The sequence below is a fragment of the Rhodococcus sp. 05-340-2 genome (genome assembly GCF_002258915.1).
Classification (GTDB): Bacteria; Actinomycetota; Actinomycetes; order Mycobacteriales; family Mycobacteriaceae; genus Rhodococcoides.
Genome location: NZ_NOYU01000027.1, coordinates 126,466 through 141,390, shown reverse-complemented (window position 1 = coordinate 141,390; position 14,925 = coordinate 126,466). Strand labels below are relative to the sequence as shown.

At 63.9% G+C, this 14,925-nt stretch carries 18 protein-coding genes; 8 read left to right on the top strand and 10 right to left on the bottom strand.

Translation table 11 applies throughout. The annotated features are described in order from the left end of the window. The first annotated feature begins 2 nt into the window (after window positions 1-2). The 3 genes from CH271_RS15670 (at window position 3) to CH271_RS15660 (ending at window position 1,693) form a co-directional block, all read left to right on the top strand. Window positions 3-476, top strand: a complete 474-nt coding sequence (locus CH271_RS15670; protein ID WP_037189792.1) for an NUDIX hydrolase — start codon at window positions 3-5, stop codon at window positions 474-476. Between the two features lie 98 nt (window positions 477-574). Next, window positions 575-1,492: an SPFH domain-containing protein gene (locus CH271_RS15665; RefSeq protein ID WP_037189793.1), complete on the top strand. Its 918-nt coding sequence runs from the start codon at window positions 575-577 to the stop codon at window positions 1,490-1,492. A gap of 3 nt (window positions 1,493-1,495) precedes the next feature. Beyond that, window positions 1,496-1,693 carry a hypothetical protein gene (locus CH271_RS15660; RefSeq protein WP_037189794.1) on the top strand — a complete coding sequence of 66 codons (198 nt, stop codon included), beginning with the start codon at window positions 1,496-1,498 and terminating at the stop codon, window positions 1,691-1,693. 25 nt (window positions 1,694-1,718) lie between these two features. Here the strand turns inward: CH271_RS15660 and nrdF are convergent, their stop codons facing one another. The 7 genes from nrdF to CH271_RS15625 form a co-directional block, all read right to left on the bottom strand. Further along, window positions 1,719-2,684 carry a class 1b ribonucleoside-diphosphate reductase subunit beta gene (gene nrdF / locus CH271_RS15655; RefSeq protein WP_008717549.1) on the bottom strand — a complete coding sequence of 322 codons (966 nt, stop codon included), beginning with the start codon at window positions 2,682-2,684 and terminating at the stop codon, window positions 1,719-1,721. A gap of 161 nt (window positions 2,685-2,845) precedes the next feature. Beyond that, window positions 2,846-4,240, bottom strand: a complete 1,395-nt coding sequence (locus CH271_RS15650; RefSeq protein ID WP_094634170.1) for a DUF2252 domain-containing protein — start codon at window positions 4,238-4,240, stop codon at window positions 2,846-2,848. 67 nt (window positions 4,241-4,307) lie between these two features. After that, complete coding sequence (gene nrdE / locus CH271_RS15645) at window positions 4,308-6,473, bottom strand: class 1b ribonucleoside-diphosphate reductase subunit alpha (protein WP_094634169.1); 2,166 nt, start codon at window positions 6,471-6,473, stop codon at window positions 4,308-4,310. Between the two features lie 36 nt (window positions 6,474-6,509). Next, entirely contained in the window at window positions 6,510-6,971 is a 462-nt protein-coding gene (gene nrdI / locus CH271_RS15640) for a class Ib ribonucleoside-diphosphate reductase assembly flavoprotein NrdI (RefSeq protein WP_037189800.1), read from the bottom strand. A 24-nt stretch (window positions 6,972-6,995) separates the two neighbouring features. Next, on the bottom strand, window positions 6,996-7,229 hold the full coding sequence (locus tag CH271_RS15635) for a redoxin NrdH (RefSeq protein ID WP_032398330.1): 234 nt from the start codon (window positions 7,227-7,229) through the stop codon (window positions 6,996-6,998). A gap of 400 nt (window positions 7,230-7,629) precedes the next feature. Further along, window positions 7,630-7,752, bottom strand: coding sequence for a type B 50S ribosomal protein L36 (ykgO, locus tag CH271_RS15630; protein WP_037189801.1), 123 nt, complete (start codon window positions 7,750-7,752; stop codon window positions 7,630-7,632). A 43-nt stretch (window positions 7,753-7,795) separates the two neighbouring features. Continuing rightward, window positions 7,796-8,362 (bottom strand): NAD(P)H-dependent oxidoreductase, encoded by a 567-nt coding sequence (locus CH271_RS15625; RefSeq protein ID WP_037189802.1) that lies wholly within the window; start codon window positions 8,360-8,362, stop codon window positions 7,796-7,798. 104 nt (window positions 8,363-8,466) lie between these two features. Here CH271_RS15625 and CH271_RS15620 point away from each other — a divergent pair, with 104 nt between their 5' ends. Continuing rightward, on the top strand, window positions 8,467-9,066 hold the full coding sequence (locus CH271_RS15620; RefSeq protein WP_037189803.1) for a TetR/AcrR family transcriptional regulator: 600 nt from the start codon (window positions 8,467-8,469) through the stop codon (window positions 9,064-9,066). A gap of 35 nt (window positions 9,067-9,101) precedes the next feature. Here CH271_RS15620 and CH271_RS15615 read toward each other — a convergent pair whose 3' ends face one another. Beyond that, the gene (locus CH271_RS15615) at window positions 9,102-9,890 is read right to left on the bottom strand and encodes a fructosamine kinase family protein (RefSeq protein WP_094634531.1); all 789 of its coding nucleotides are present in this window, start codon (window positions 9,888-9,890) and stop codon (window positions 9,102-9,104) included. Between the two features lie 55 nt (window positions 9,891-9,945). Here CH271_RS15615 and nadE point away from each other — a divergent pair, with 55 nt between their 5' ends. Next, the gene (nadE, locus tag CH271_RS15610) at window positions 9,946-10,791 is read left to right on the top strand and encodes an ammonia-dependent NAD(+) synthetase (RefSeq protein WP_094634168.1); all 846 of its coding nucleotides are present in this window, start codon (window positions 9,946-9,948) and stop codon (window positions 10,789-10,791) included. A 42-nt stretch (window positions 10,792-10,833) separates the two neighbouring features. Here the strand turns inward: nadE and CH271_RS15605 are convergent, their stop codons facing one another. Next, on the bottom strand, window positions 10,834-11,088 hold the full coding sequence (locus tag CH271_RS15605; protein ID WP_037189809.1) for a MoaD/ThiS family protein: 255 nt from the start codon (window positions 11,086-11,088) through the stop codon (window positions 10,834-10,836). Then, the gene (moaA, locus tag CH271_RS15600) at window positions 11,081-12,139 is read right to left on the bottom strand and encodes a GTP 3',8-cyclase MoaA (RefSeq protein WP_094634530.1); all 1,059 of its coding nucleotides are present in this window, start codon (window positions 12,137-12,139) and stop codon (window positions 11,081-11,083) included. Before moaA ends, CH271_RS15605 begins: the two co-directional genes overlap by 8 nt. A gap of 177 nt (window positions 12,140-12,316) precedes the next feature. Between moaA and CH271_RS15595 the strand changes: the two genes are divergently transcribed. From CH271_RS15595 to CH271_RS15585, 3 genes are read left to right on the top strand one after another with little or no spacing between them, the layout of a single operon-like run. After that, the gene (locus tag CH271_RS15595) at window positions 12,317-13,507 is read left to right on the top strand and encodes a molybdopterin molybdotransferase MoeA (protein WP_094634167.1); all 1,191 of its coding nucleotides are present in this window, start codon (window positions 12,317-12,319) and stop codon (window positions 13,505-13,507) included. A gap of 56 nt (window positions 13,508-13,563) precedes the next feature. After that, window positions 13,564-14,514 (top strand): bifunctional molybdenum cofactor biosynthesis protein MoaC/MoaB, encoded by a 951-nt coding sequence (gene moaCB, locus CH271_RS15590; protein ID WP_373453576.1) that lies wholly within the window; start codon window positions 13,564-13,566, stop codon window positions 14,512-14,514. Further along, entirely contained in the window at window positions 14,507-14,920 is a 414-nt protein-coding gene (locus CH271_RS15585) for a molybdenum cofactor biosynthesis protein MoaE (protein WP_037189816.1), read from the top strand. The genes moaCB and CH271_RS15585 overlap by 8 nt, the downstream gene beginning before the upstream one ends. The last annotated feature ends 5 nt before the right edge of the window (window positions 14,921-14,925 follow it).

Genomic DNA, 14,925 nt, shown 5'->3' with positions numbered 1-14,925 from the left:
CGATGCCGATTCCCGAATTCGTCCGCGCCCTGCGCAGCGTCGTCGGTACGTCGCCGCTGTGGCTGTCCGGTGTCAGCGCTGTCGTTCTCGACGACGACCGGCGCGTGCTGCTGACCCTGCGAGCGGACAACAACACCTGGGCCGTGGTCTCCGGAATCCTCGAACCGGGCGAGGAACCCGCCCCGGCCGCCCTGCGCGAGATCGGCGAGGAAACCGGGGTCGACGCCTCGATCGTGCGCCTGACGAGTGTCGACGTGACGGAGCCGATCACGTACCCCAACGGCGACGTCGCGCAGTATCTCGACATCACGTTCCTCGCTCGGTACACCGGAGGCACGCCTCATGTTGCCGATGACGAGAATCTCGACGTCGCCTGGTTCGCACTGGACGCGCTCCCGGAAAACCTCACGGCCACTTCGCGATTGCGCATAGAGAAGGCCATCGCCGGCGAGCCGTCGGCGTGGTTCCGGCGCTGACTCCCCCACCGCACCGAAGACACCGTTCCACCGAACCGTCCCCCTCTCGATTCATAATGTGATATCACTTTACTATCAACATCGAGAGGGAGGTTCTCATGTCAGCACCTGCAACCGTCGCCGAGAAGCCGACGGGTACCCCGACCACCACCATCGCCGAGCGCCCGGGATGGGATCTGCCCGGCTGGTCGATGCTCGGCATCGGCCTCACGCTGTTCCTCGGCGGAATCGCCGCGTTCGCGCTCGGGCTCGTGTTCACCGTCGTAGGACTCGTCGCAGCCGGGGTCGTTCTGTTCGTTCTCTCACTGCCGGCACTCATGGGTCTGACCCTGGTTCAGCCGAATCAGGCTCGCGTTCTTCAGCTTCTCGGGAGTTCGTACAGCGGCACCCTGCGGACGCCGGGACTTCGTTGGACCAATCCGTTGACGTACCGCCGGGCCATCTCGACGCGAATCCGCAACCACGAGACCGGGCAATCGAAGGTCAACGACGCCGACGGCAATCCGATCGAGATCTCCGCCATCGTCGTCTGGCAGGTTGCCGATACTGCACTGGCATCGTTCCAGGTCGATGACTACGAGGAGTTCGTCGCCGTCCAGACCGAGTCTGCCGTCCGGCACATCGCCGGTAGCTACCCGTACGACGCCGAAGGGCGAATGTCGTTGCGGGAGAACGCCGACGAGATCACTGCCGCCATGTCGGAGGAGGTGCACGCACGTGTACGTTCGGCCGGGGTCGAGGTGATCGAAACCCGAATCAACCGTCTGGCCTATGCCCCGGAGATCGCCCAGGCAATGTTGCGGCGTCAGCAGGCCGGGGCGGTCATCGCCGCCCGTCAGCAGATCGTCGAAGGTGCCGTCGGAATGGTCGAGATGGCGCTCGGGAAGCTCGAGGAGAAGCACGTCGTCGAGCTCGACGAGGAGCGCAAGGCCACCATGGTGTCGAATCTGCTCGTGGTGCTGTGCAGCGACCGCGACACGCAACCTGTCGTCAACACCGGATCGCTGTACCAGTGAGCCATGGCCGTCGAACGTAAGAAGATACTGCTGCGGTTGGACCCAGCGGTGCACGACGCCCTCGCCCGCTGGGCCTCCGACGAGTTGCGGAGCACCAACGCTCAGATCGAGTTCCTGCTGCGCCGCGCGCTGAGCGAGAAGGGCCGAATGCCCAAGGACGCCGAGGACATTCGCCCGCCGGGACGCCCACCGAATTCGTGAGCGTCCCGGAACGGCGCGAGCGGTCTCAGAAGTCCCAGTCCTCGTCTTCGGTGTTGACGGCCTTGCCGATGACGTACGAGGAACCCGAACCGGAGAAGAAGTCGTGGTTCTCGTCGGCGTTGGGTGAGAGCGCCGACAGGATCGCCGGGTTGACGTCCGTCTCGTCCTTGGGGAACAGGCCCTCGTAGCCGAGATTGTTCAGTGCCTTGTTGGCGTTGTAGCGCAGGAACTTCTTGACGTCCTCGGTCAGGCCGATCTCGTCGTAGAGGTCCTGGGTGTACTCGACCTCGTTGTCGTACAACTCGAACAGCAACTCGAACGTGTAGTTCTTGAGCTCCTCACGCTGCGCCTCGCTGACCTTCTCGAGACCCTTCTGGTACTTGTAGCCGATGTAGTACCCGTGCACGGCCTCGTCGCGGATGATCAGACGGATCAGGTCCGCGGTGTTGGTGAGCTTGGCCCGTGAGGACCAGTACATCGGCAGGTAGAAGCCGGAGTAGAACAGGAACGACTCGAGCAGGGTCGACGCGACCTTGCGCTTGAGCGGATCGTCACCGTGGTAGAAGTTCAGGACGATCTCGGCTTTGCGCTGGAGGTTGACGTTCTCCTCGGACCAGCGGAACGCGTCGTCGATGTCGCGGGTGGAGCTGAGGGTGGAGAAGATGGAGCTGTAGCTCTTGGCGTGCACCGATTCCATGAACGCGATGTTGGTGTACACCGCTTCCTCGTGGGGAGTGATGGCGTCCGGGATGAGGCTGACAGCGCCGACTGTGCCCTGAATGGTGTCCAGCAGCGTCAGTCCGGTGAACACGCGCATCGTCAACTGCTTCTCGACAGCGGTCAGCGTCGCCCACGACGGGATGTCGTTGGACACCGGCACCTTCTCGGGCAGCCAGAAATTACTGGTGAGACGCTCCCAGACTTCGGAGTCCTTGTCGTCCTGGACCCGATTCCAGTTGATCGCGGAGACACGATCGATGAGCTTTACCATGAGTGCCTACCTACAGGTCGATGAGCGAGAAGTGGGGACGAAGCTACGTGAAAAGTCGCTGACACGAACACTACTCGTTGTGTCCGACAGTTCAGGGAGGCACTACAAAGTGTGCCCGGAGTGTTGCCGCGGGAAACGACCGTGGTCTCACGAGTCAACGGTCACCACCCCACCGAGCACGGGACGGTTCCGGCCTCGATGGCAGCGACCAACTGCGCGTGATCACGGTCGTTCTGATCGGCGTAGGCGTGTGCGAAGGCAACCATCGCCCGATCGACATTGTCTCCGCGGCCGAGATAGTCGGCGATCGCCTCCGCGTCACCACTACGGGCGTGCGCTCGCGCGAGAACCTCACCGCACGCGGTGGCGAATTCGGTCAGGTACGGCCCGATGATCTCGCCGTCGGGAATGACCTTCATGTCGCGGAACTGCCGAACGTAGAAGTTCATGTCCCCCACAGCCGTCCATCCCACGAACATGTCGGTCGCGCTCTGCAGCATTCTCTGTCCGTTGACCACGCGGGCACCGTGATTGTCGTACCTGCTCGGTTCGAGAAACTGCTCGAACACCGACGGCCCTGCCTGCTTGATCTGCAGGAAGAACGGGTCGCACGTCCGCCGTTCTTCCAGCAGTGCCAGATACACCCGCATTCCCACGCTCCCGACGCCGACCACCTGTCGAACGACGTCGAGAACTCGGAACCTGGACAGCAGACTCCAGATGTGGTCGTCGACCGACTCGCTGTAACCGGCGATCACCGCCTGCACCAGCTCGATCTGGGAATCACCCACGTGCGTGCGAAAAGGTGCGTCCTCGCGAATTCTTCGACGCCCGTCCCTCGTCTCGGTGAACTTGCGGGACGCCCCACGGCTGGTCCGACGCTCGGCTTTCGTTTCGATGAGTTTCTCTGCATGACGGGCGATGCCCGACGAGAAGTGACCGAGCAGACCTGCAACGTCGATGCGGTCGTACCAGATGTCGATCTCCGGCGTGTTCGCGTATGCCCTCATCTTTCTGCAGTACGCCGCCGTCATTGCTGCGACCGCCCGATCGGAACGCTGCGCATCGACCCCGTTCTCTCGCCCGAGGACCACCAGTGACGTCGCCAGCCGTTTGAGATCCCATTCGAACGGGCCGGGCAGGGTTTCGTCGAAGTCGCGGAGGTCGAAGTACAGGTTTCGTTCGGGAGTGGCCCACAATCCGAAGTTCAGCACGTGCGCATCTCCACACAACTGGACCTCGACGCCGGTGTGCGGAGTCGACGCGAGGTCGGCTGCCATCACGGCAGCGGCACCGCGGAAGTAGGTCCACGGCGATGCGGACATTCGGGCGTATCGGATCGGCAGCAGCTCCGGCACCCGAATGACGTTCTGCGCCAGCACTGTTTCGAGCGCATCGTGACCACGCGAGGCCGGATCCCACAGGGCCAGGCGGCTGCGGGGTACGCGCCGGCGGGCGTGTCGACCACGCAAGAATTGCTCGGAAGGACGCGCGTCCTTCCGAGCAATCGTCACATCGGTGTCGGATTCGACCTCGCCGCCCGCTTCGGTGTCCATGCCTGATTATGCTCCGCAGCGCGCCGCGGTACAGCGGTATTCGCCACGGGTCGACCGACCGCGACGACTACAGCATGCAGGACACGCAGCCCTCCACCTCGGTGCCTTCGAGGGCCAACTGGCGCAGGCGGATGTAGTACAGCGTCTTGATGCCCTTGCGCCATGCGTAGATCTGCGCGCGGTTGATGTCGCGGGTGGTGGCGGTGTCCTTGAAGAACAGCGTCAAGGACAGGCCCTGATCGACGTGTTGTGTTGCGGCAGCGTAGGTGTCGATGATCTTCTCGTACCCGATCTCGTACGCGTCCTGGTAGTAGTCCAGGTTGTCGTTGTCGAGGTACGGTGCCGGGTAGTAGACGCGGCCGATCTTGCCTTCCTTGCGAATCTCGATCTTGGACGCCACCGGGTGAATCGACGAGGTGGAGTTGTTGATGTACGAGATGGACCCGGTCGGCGGAACGGCCTGCAGGTTCTGGTTGTAGATTCCGTACTCCTGCACCGACGCCTTCAGCGCGGACCAGTCGGCCTGCGTCGGAATGGTGACATCGGAGTCGGCGAACAGCTTCGCGACCTTGGGCGTAGCGGGTTCCCAGACCTGATCGGTGTACTTGTCGAAGAACTCCCCCGACGCGTACTTGGAATCCGGGAAGCCCTTGAAGTACTGGCCGCGCGCCTTGGCCAGCTGGTTCGACGCCTGAATCGCGTGGAACAGCACCGTGTAGAAGTAGATGTTGGTGAAGTCGATTCCCTCGGTGGAGCCGTAGTGAATGCGCTCCCGTGCGAGGTAACCGTGCAGATTCATCTGCCCAAGGCCGATGGCATGAGAATCGTTGTTACCCTGCTCGATCGACGGCACGGAGAAGATGTGCGTCTGATCCGACACAGCTGTGAGGCCGCGAATGGCCACGGCGATGGTCTTACCGAAGTCGGGCGAGTCCATCGTCTTGGCGATGTTCAGCGAACCGAGGTTGCACGAGATGTCCTTGCCGACATGGCTGTACGAGAGATCGTCGTTGAACGTGGACGGAGTCGAGACCTGCAGGATCTCCGAGCACAGGTTGGAGTGCGTGATCTTGCCCTTCACCGGGTTCGCACGATTGACGGTGTCCTCGTACATGATGTACGGGTAACCGGACTCGAACTGCAACTCGGCGAGCGTCTGGAAGAACTCACGCGACTTGATCTTGGTCTTGCGAATCCGCTTGTCGTCGACCATCTCGTAGTACTTCTCGGAGACGTCGATATCTGCGAACGGGACGCCGTAGATGCGCTCGACGTCGTACGGCGAGAACAGGTACATGTCCTCGTTCTTCTTCGCCAGCTCGAACGTGATGTCCGGGATGACGATTCCGAGCGAGAGCGTCTTGATGCGGATCTTCTCGTCCGCGTTCTCACGCTTGGTGTCGAGGAACTTGTAGACGTCGGGGTGGTGCGCGTGCAAGTACACCGCGCCTGCGCCCTGACGTGCACCGAGCTGGTTGGCGTACGAGAACGAGTCCTCGAGCAGCTTCATGATCGGGATGACACCCGAGGACTGGTTCTCGATGCGCTTGATGGGCGCACCGGCCTCGCGAATGTTGCTCAACAGCAAGGCAACTCCGCCACCGCGCTTGGACAGCTGCAGAGCAGAGTTGATGGAGCGGCCGATGGACTCCATGTTGTCCTCGATACGCAGCAGGAAGCAGGACACGGGCTCGCCGCGCTGCTTCTTGCCGGAGTTGAGGAAGGTCGGTGTAGCGGGCTGGAAGCGGCCGGCGATGATTTCGTCGACCAGATCGGTGGCCAGAGCCTCGTCCCCGGCGGCCAGCGTCAGCGCCACCATGCACACCCGGTCCTCGAAACGCTCGAGGTAACGCTTGCCGTCGAACGTCTTGAGCGTGTACGAGGTGTAGTACTTGAACGCCCCGAGGAACGTGGGGAACCGGAACTTCTTCGAGTACGCGTGGTTGATCAGGAACTTGACGAACTCACGGGAGTACTGATCCAGAACCTCGGGCTCGTAGTAGTTCTCCTCGACGAGGTAGTCCAACTTCTCGTCCAGATCGTGGAAGAACACGGTGTTCTGATTGACGTGCTGCAGGAAGAACTGATTGGCAGCCTCGCGATCCTTCTCGAACTGGATCTCACCGTTGGGACCGTACAGATTGAGCATCGCGTTGAGCGCGTGGTAATCCATGTCGCCGTCGCCGCGGACGGTGGTGGGTACGGGTGCTGCGTCGGTGATGGTCGGTGCCACGGCGATGCTCCTACTGGGTATGTGGTGTGTGGTGCTCTAGTGCGTGTGGGCGGCGCGTCGGACTTCACGTTCCCAGAAGTCCTCCAGCCCCTCGCGGACCCGCACTACGTCCTCGGGGGTGCCCATCAATTCGAATCGGTACAGATACGGAACTGCGCACTTCTGCGAAATGACATCTCCCGCAAAACAGAACGAGTCACCGAAGTTCGTGTTTCCGGCAGCGATGACAGCTCGGATCAACGAGCGATTGTGCTCGTCGTTGAGAAACTTGATCACTCGCTTGGGGACGTAGTTGGTGTCGCGCCCGGAGTACGTGGTCCCTCCCCCGTACGTCGGCACGACGAGAACGTAGGGAGTGTCGACACGAAAGGTGCCGTCCGGATCACGCAGAGGGATTCGTGTCGCGGGAATGCCCAACTTCGAGACGAAGCGATGAGTGTTCTCGGACGCGCTGGAGAAGTAGACCAGTGAGTGGGAGGACTGCGGTTGCGAACTCACCGCTCACTCACTTTCTCGTTCTGTTCAAGCAGCGTTCGCTGCGAGGGTCTTGATACGGTCCGGGCGGAAGCCGGACCAGTGATCGTCACCGGCGACGACAACCGGGGCCTGCAGGTAACCGAGGGCCATGACGTAGTCGCGCGCTTCGGGATCCTGCGAGATGTCGATGACCGAGTACTCGATACCCGCCTTGTCGAGGGCGCGGTAGGTGGCATTGCACTGAACGCAGGCGGGCTTGGTGTAAACGGTGATGCTCATGGTGTCCCTCTTTCCGTTGTCGCCATCGGGTGCACCGACGCGACCGATGTGCTCTGCGTGTGGCACCGAGAACATCTCCCGCTCAGGGCGACTTCGACCTGCTCGAGCCCGTTGTGCACGTTCTTCGAGTTGTGGCCTCTCGGTCGGTCAAACACTACACCTAGTGTCCGACATCTGCCTACAACACGAGATGTTGCGAACAACATGCTTGGTATTCGCTGGTCACGGCTTTATCGGGCCGGAAATATCGGGCCGCATCGGCGTGTCGCACGTCACACCGACTATGTGTTGTCCATCACAACGGAACTCGGCCGGGACAGTGACGCGTGCCGGCCCTCCCCCGGCACGACGAAGGGCCCTCGAACTTCTTCGAGGGCCCTCGTCGTCGATCACGCAGTCGTCAGCGCTGACGCGCCTTGAACCGCGGTTCCTTCTTGTTGATCACGAACACCGTGCCACGGCGTCGCACCACCTGTGCACCGGGCTTGTTCTTGAGCGATTTCAACGAGTTTCTCACCTTCATGAAACCATCTTACATGAAAATGATTCTCATAACCGAGACAGGGTCACGCACTCACGAGCTCGTCGGCAGCCTTGACCAACTCGGCGACGACATGGCCGATCTCACCGGAGACCTCGGCGTTCTCGCGCGGGTGCGCCGAACCGAACTTGTCCATGGTGCCGCCGATGGAGAGCTGGACATCTTCGAGAACGGTTCCGCCTGCAATGCGCACGGCCTTGCTGGTGTCCTCGTGTGCCCACTTGGCTCCGTTGCCGCTGGGCGACGCGCTGATGACGACGACCGGCTTGCCCACCATGGCACCGGCACCGTACGGACGGGAGAGCCAGTCGATGGCGTTCTTCAGCACGGCCGGAATGGTGCCGTTGTATTCGGGCGTGACCAGCAACAACGCCGAGGCCTTTTCGGCAGCGGCCCGCAGCGCGAGTGCGCCCTCGGGCACCGATCCCTCGACGTCGATGTCCTCGTTGTAGAAGGGGACATCTCCGAGTCCGTCGTAGACCACTACCTCGGCACCGGCGGGTGCCACGGTGACAGCGGTCTCGGCGATTCGCCTGTTCACCGACTCGGCGCGCAAGCTTCCGACGAGAACGAGTACATGAGCGTCTGACATGAGGTTATTCCTTCGCAAGTTCGGATGACGTGATCGTCGTGTCAATTCCTACCATCCAAACGGACCGTGGTCCATTTATGTTCCCGGCAAGGTAGGCTTCGGCTGTGACCGGCCCGATGCTGCCCATAGCGGGCGAGGAATCCGAACGGTGCGACGCAGCGCGCAACCGTCGGCTGCTCCTCGACGCCGCAACGGATCTGGTGGCGACCGTCGGAGCCGACGCCATCACCATGGACGCAGTGGCCAGTAAGGCCGGAGTGGGCAAGGGCACAGTATTCCGTCGCTTCGGGAACCGGGCCGGGCTGATGCGCGCGTTGCTCGACCACACCGAGAAGAAGCTGCAGCACTCGTTCATGTTCGGCGACCCGCCGCTCGGCCCGGGAGCCGACCCGATCGATCGCCTCGTCGCTTTCGGCCGAGCTCGACTGGAGTTCGTCAACGTCCAGGGGGAAGTGCTGCGCGCCGCGGAGAGCGCTGACGACGCGCGATATTCCGCCCCGGCGCACATGGTCAACTTCACCCACGTCCTGTCGCTGCTCCGCGCAGCCGAGGTGGACGGGGATCTCGAATTGCTCGCGTACTGGCTGCTCACACCACTCGAGGCCACCCTGGTACTCCACCAGTACCGAGATCTGGGGATGCCGATGGATCGCCTGGCCGACGGCTGGGAAGACCTGGTACGCAGGGCAACTCGAGTCCGATAGCCATCGGGGCAACTCGCCTTCGGTAGATCCGTCGCTCACAGCCCGACGACGGCCGCGGCCGCCGCGTGCAGCGCGGTGCCGTACGAGCGGCCGTGCCCGGCCGCATGAACGGCGAGCGGATGCAGCTGATGCAGAGCCGTGCGCTCGCGCCACCCGGATCGCAACGGCTGCACCGCCTCGTAGCCGTCGACGACGACGTCGAGGTGGGGGCAACCGAACAGTGCGAGCATCGCCAGATCGGTCTCGCGGTGCCCACCGTGCGCTGCCGGGTCGATCAGCACCACTCCCGCGTCGGTCCAGAACACGTTGCCGTTCCAGAGGTCGCCGTGAATACGGCTCGGCGGCTCCGCGTCGTCGAAGTCGCCGTCCGCGATGCGTCCGCACGCCGATTCGACGATCGCCGCCTCGCCCTGTGTCACCGTGCCGGCGTCGACCGCGATTCGGAGAAACGGCACCACTCGTTCGGCCGCGTAGAAGGCACCCCAGGTTCGGTGCACCGTACTGCTCATGGGCCGGGATCCGATGAACAGCTGACCCGAGAAGGCGACGCCGTCGGAGCCGACCGGCGGCGCACCGAACCCACCGGCTCCGGCAGAGTGCGTCGATGCCAGTGCGCGCCCGAATCGTTCGGCTGCGGCGAGCGTGGGACGGGCCGCGGCCAGCCGCTCGAGTTCGATGTACGTCCGGTCGTGCCCGATCACTCCGACGACCGGGGCCGCCGTCTCGCCGAGCCACCGAAGCCCGGCGGCCTCGGCGGCGTAGAAGTCGGGGTGGGCCTGGGGGTTTCGCTTGACGAAGGTATCGGAGGATCCACTCACGACCACCGACACTACGCACGGCGCGAGATCGAATCCCGGCACTCGTCATTAGGATGGCGTGATGGGACACATCAACTCGGAATTGCGCTCGGGGATCATGCGTGAGCTGGCCGTGCAGTCGACCATCGACCCGAGCACGGAGGTCCGCAGACGAGTGGACTTTCTCAAGGACTACCTGGCGTCGACTCCGGCCTCGGGATTCGTACTCGGAATCAGTGGCGGTCAGGACAGCACGCTCACCGGCAAACTCGCCCAACAGGCAGCAACGGAGCTCCGAGCCGACGGACACGAGGCCGAGTTCGTCGCCGTTCGCCTCCCCTACGGTGTGCAGGCCGACGAGGACGACGCATCGATCGCGTTGAAATTCATCGATCCCGACCGCACGGTGACGGTGAACATCAAGGACGCTGCCGACGCCGCAGCGGCCGCGACCGCGGACGCGCTGGGAAGTGCCGAAATCCGAGACTTCGTCCGCGGCAACATCAAGGCGCGCCAGCGCATGGTGGCCCAGTACGCACTCGCCGGCGAACTCGGCTACGTCGTCGTGGGCACCGATCACGCCGCCGAGGCGATCACCGGTTTCTTCACCAAGTTCGGTGACGGCGGCGTCGATCTGACTCCGCTGACCGGCTTGAGCAAGCGTCAAGGTGCGGCGCTGCTGCGCGAACTGGGAGCACCCGAGAGCACCTGGCGCAAGGTTCCCACCGCAGATCTGGAGGACGATCGTCCGGCGCTTCCCGACGAGGAAGCGCTCGGTGTCACGTACGAACAGATCGACGACTACCTGGAGGGCAAGGACGTCACCGACGAGGTCGCCGACAAGCTGGAGAAGATGTTCCTCGCAACTCGTCACAAGCGCACGGTGCCCGTGACGCCGTTCGACGATTGGTGGAAGAGAAGCAGCTGAATCGGGCAGCCACAGGTCGGTGGCGCGGCGAACCGGGTGTGCTCAGCCGCCGGCGAAGGGCGGCAGTACGTCGACCCTGCCGCCGATCGTGCGCCCGAGATCGCGGGTGAGATCATCTCCCACCAGGTAGGCCGAGACCCGAAGAATCGGCTCCATCGGCGCGCCGTGCCGAGACAGGATCAGCTCTCGCAGATCTGCGAGGGTGGCACCGACCGGCACGGTGAGGTACTCGGACTCGCAGTGCGACGCGTCGACCGCTGCAGCGAAGTACCGCACCTCCACCCGGGTGTCAGCCACCGATGGCTCCCATGCTGCGGGTGGGAGGTACGAAGCCGTCGGCGTCGATGCCGTGCCCCGCCCACTTGTTCCACATCGCCCCGCGCCACACCGCTGCCAGTTCGTCGTCGGTGGCACCGCCGCGCAGAGCTGCCCGAAGATCGGTCTCGTCGTCGCTGAACAGACAGGACCGAATCGTTCCTTCTGCAGTGATCCTGGTGCGGTCGCAATCACCGCAGAACGAGCGCGTCACCGACGCGATGATGCCGACGGTCGCATCGGTACCGTCGACGCTCCATTCCTCGGCCGGTGCCGACGGATCGGCGCGCCCCACCTCACGTAGGTCGAACTCGGTGGACAGCTCGTCGAGCAAGGTCTGGGCGTCGATCATGTTGGCCCGAGCCCACTCGTGGTCGGCATCGAGCGGCATCTGCTCGATGAAGCGCAGTGCCACCCCTTCGTCGAGACACCACCGCAGTAGATCGACTGCACCGGACAGCGTGTCGCGCATCAGAACTGCGTTGATCTTCACCGGACCGATGCCCGCTCGCTTCGCCGCTCGGATGCCGGCCAGTACCGACGGCAATCGGTCGCGTCTGGTCAGCCGCGCGAAATCTTCGCGGTCGACCGAATCCAGGGACACGTTGACCCGGGTCAAACCGGCATCGGCCAATGCCCCGGCGCGGTGCTCCAGACCCACTGCGTTGGTGGTCATCGACAGCGGTACACCTGCCGCAGCATCGGAGCACAGCCTCAAGATCTCGTCGAGGTCGCGGCGCATCAACGGCTCGCCTCCGGTGAAGCGCACGTCCCGAATACCCAGCAGCCGCACGGACACCGACACCACTCGCGCGATCTCGGCCGGCGTGAGCAGGTTCGACGCAGGAATAGCCGGAAGCCCCTCCTCCGGCATGCAGTAGGTGCACCGCAAGGAGCACTTCTCGGTGATGGAGATACGCAGGTCGCGCGCGACTCGGCCGAATCGATCGATCAGATGCGGCACGTCCGGCCGGTCGGACACCGGGCCGACACTGCCTGCCGTCGAACCTTTGGTGGTGCCGAACCCGGGAATGCCCAGCGAGGTGACACTGTCCACCGTCACCTCGTACCTCGTCTCCGTCGGAAATCACGTCTGTCGTTCGTGTGTCTACCCATTATGCCGCAGCCCACACCGAGTGGACGGATCGGCGTGCTTAGGATTGGCACCCATGACGGTTGAGCACACGCACGCGATCACTGGATTCGCACAGTGACCGCTGTATCGGTCGAGGAACACACCGCCGCGGTCGAGACTCTGCTCGCGGCGTTGACCACGAGAACAGCTCAGCGAATTCCTCTCGACGACGCGCTGGGACGCGTCGCGTTCGAGGACGTGCGATCGCCGGTCGATCTGCCGCTGTTCCGCAACTCGCAGATGGACGGCTATGCCGTGGATTCTCGATCCGTGGCCACGACCCCGGTGACGCTTCCGGTCTCGACGATCATCGCCGCAGGCCCGACGGAATCGGCAGTCCTCGCCTCGGGCAGCGCCGCCAAGATCATGACCGGTGCCCCCATTCCGGACGGAGCGGACGCAATCGTCCCCGTCGAAGACACCTCCGTACCGGCGGCCGGTTCCGTGAAGATCGAAAGAAGCCGCGCAGCAGGTGAATTCGTACGCGAGCAGGGCAGCGACGTACGCGTCGGAACAGTCCTGGTCGAGTCGGGCCGCGTTCTGGAACCCCGACACATCTCCGTTCTCGCTGCCGTCGGCTTCGGCGACATCGACGTTCGTTCGCGTCCACGCGTGGCCGTCGTGACCACCGGTGCCGAACTGGTCGACGCCGGCTCGACGCTGACGCCCGGTCAGATCTACGACTCGAACGGCATCACCCTCGCCGCACACCTTCGCGCCAGCGGCGCAGAGGTGGTCTCCGTCTCGCGCAGCTCCGACGAGCCGAGCCGCTTTCGCGAGATCCTCGACGCCGCAGCAGAATCGGTCGAGCTGATCATCACGTCCGGCGGAGTATCGATGGGCGACTTCGAGGTGGTCAAGGACGTACTCCGGCCGCTCGGCGGCAACTTCGGGTCGGTTCGTATGCAGCCGGGTGGTCCGCAGGGCATCACGATGTTCGACGGTGTTCCCGTGCTCAGCTTTCCCGGCAATCCCGTCAGTACGGTCGTCTCGTACATCATGTTCGCGCGCAACATCGTTCGGCGAGCGGCGGGTCTGCCGCCGGTGCTCTCGACCACTGCGGCCCTGCACGAACCGATCGTGTCTCCGCCCGGTCGAAGACAACTGCTCCGTGGCCGATTGCGCGACGACGGGCGGGTGGAGCTCGTCGCCGGTCCCGGCTCGCACCTGGTCGCTGCACTGGCATGGGCCGATGTGCTGATCGACATCGACTCCGAGACAACCGAACTCGCTGCAGGATCCGACGTGGAGGTGTGGCCACTGTGACCACAGATGTACCGCAACCCCAACTGTCTCATCTCGACGATCAGGGCCGCGCCCGCATGGTCGATGTGGCGCACAAGAAGGAAACCTCGCGCACGGCCGTCGCCGCCGGTGAGTTCGTCACCACCGCCGAGGTCGTCGCGCTCGTGCGCGCGGACGACATGCCCAAGGCCGACGTTCTCGCCACCGCCCGCATCGCGGGCATCTCGGCGGCGAAGAAGACGTCGGAACTGATTCCGCTGTGCCACCAGCTCGCCCTCTCCTCGGTGAAGATCTCGTTCGGATTCACCGACTCGTCCATCACGGTCGAGGCAACCGCCCGCACCACCGGACGTACCGGGGTGGAGATGGAAGCACTGACCGCGGTCGCCGTAGCCGGCCTGACGCTGCACGACATGGTCAAGGCCGTCGATCCCGGTGCCACCATGAACGGTGTCCGGTTGCTCACCAAAGACGGCGGTAAGCACGGACATTGGCAACGGGACGACGCAGAGGACTCCCCCGATTCTGCGGCTGCGCCGATATTCGATTCCTCACGGTCCGCAGCGGTTCTGGTCGCCTCGACCGGCGGCGCGAACGGATCTCGCCCGGACACCACCGGCCCCACCATCGCGTCCTGGTTGACCGACCGGGGCTTCGCCGTGCGTGGCCCACTGGTGTACGCCGATGCCGACATCGCTACGGGGTTGCAGGACGCCCTACGCGGCGAACCGTCGCTGATCGTCAGCACGGGCGGCACCGGTGTATCCCCCACCGATGCGACCCCCGAGGCGACGGCGGCGCTCCTCGACATCGACATGCCGGGGATAGCCGATGCGATCCGAACCCGCGGAACATCTGCGACACCTCATGCGGTGCTCAGCCGCGGTGTGTCGGGTCTGATCGGACGCACGCTCGTAGTCAACCTGCCGGGCTCGCCGGGTGGCGTGAAGGACGGACTCTCCGTTCTCGACCCGCTCCTCGACCATGTGCTGGCCCAGATCGCCGGAGGAGGCCCCCACGATGAGTGAGCTCGTCGCCCGTATCTCGAACGAACCGTTGAGCACTGCCGAAGTAGAGGTGGCAGTTCAGGATTCGCGTCACGGTGCCGTTGTACTGTTCAGCGGAATCGTGCGCGATCACGACGGCGGGCATGCGGTGGAGACTTTGGAATACCGCGCACATCCCGACGCGGAACGCTTCCTGAGCCGCTGCTGCTCGGAGGTATCGGCAGAGACGGGATTGGCAGTGGCCGCAGTACATCGCGTCGGCGATCTACGGGTCGGCGACCTCGCGCTCGTCGCGGCCGTCGGCTCGGCTCATCGCGCCGAAGCGTTCGAAGCATGCGCCCGACTCGTCGAGCGCATCAAGGCCGAGGTCCCGATCTGGAAGCGTCAGGGATTCGAGGGCGGACGTACCGAGTGGGTCGGGCTGTAAAGGAA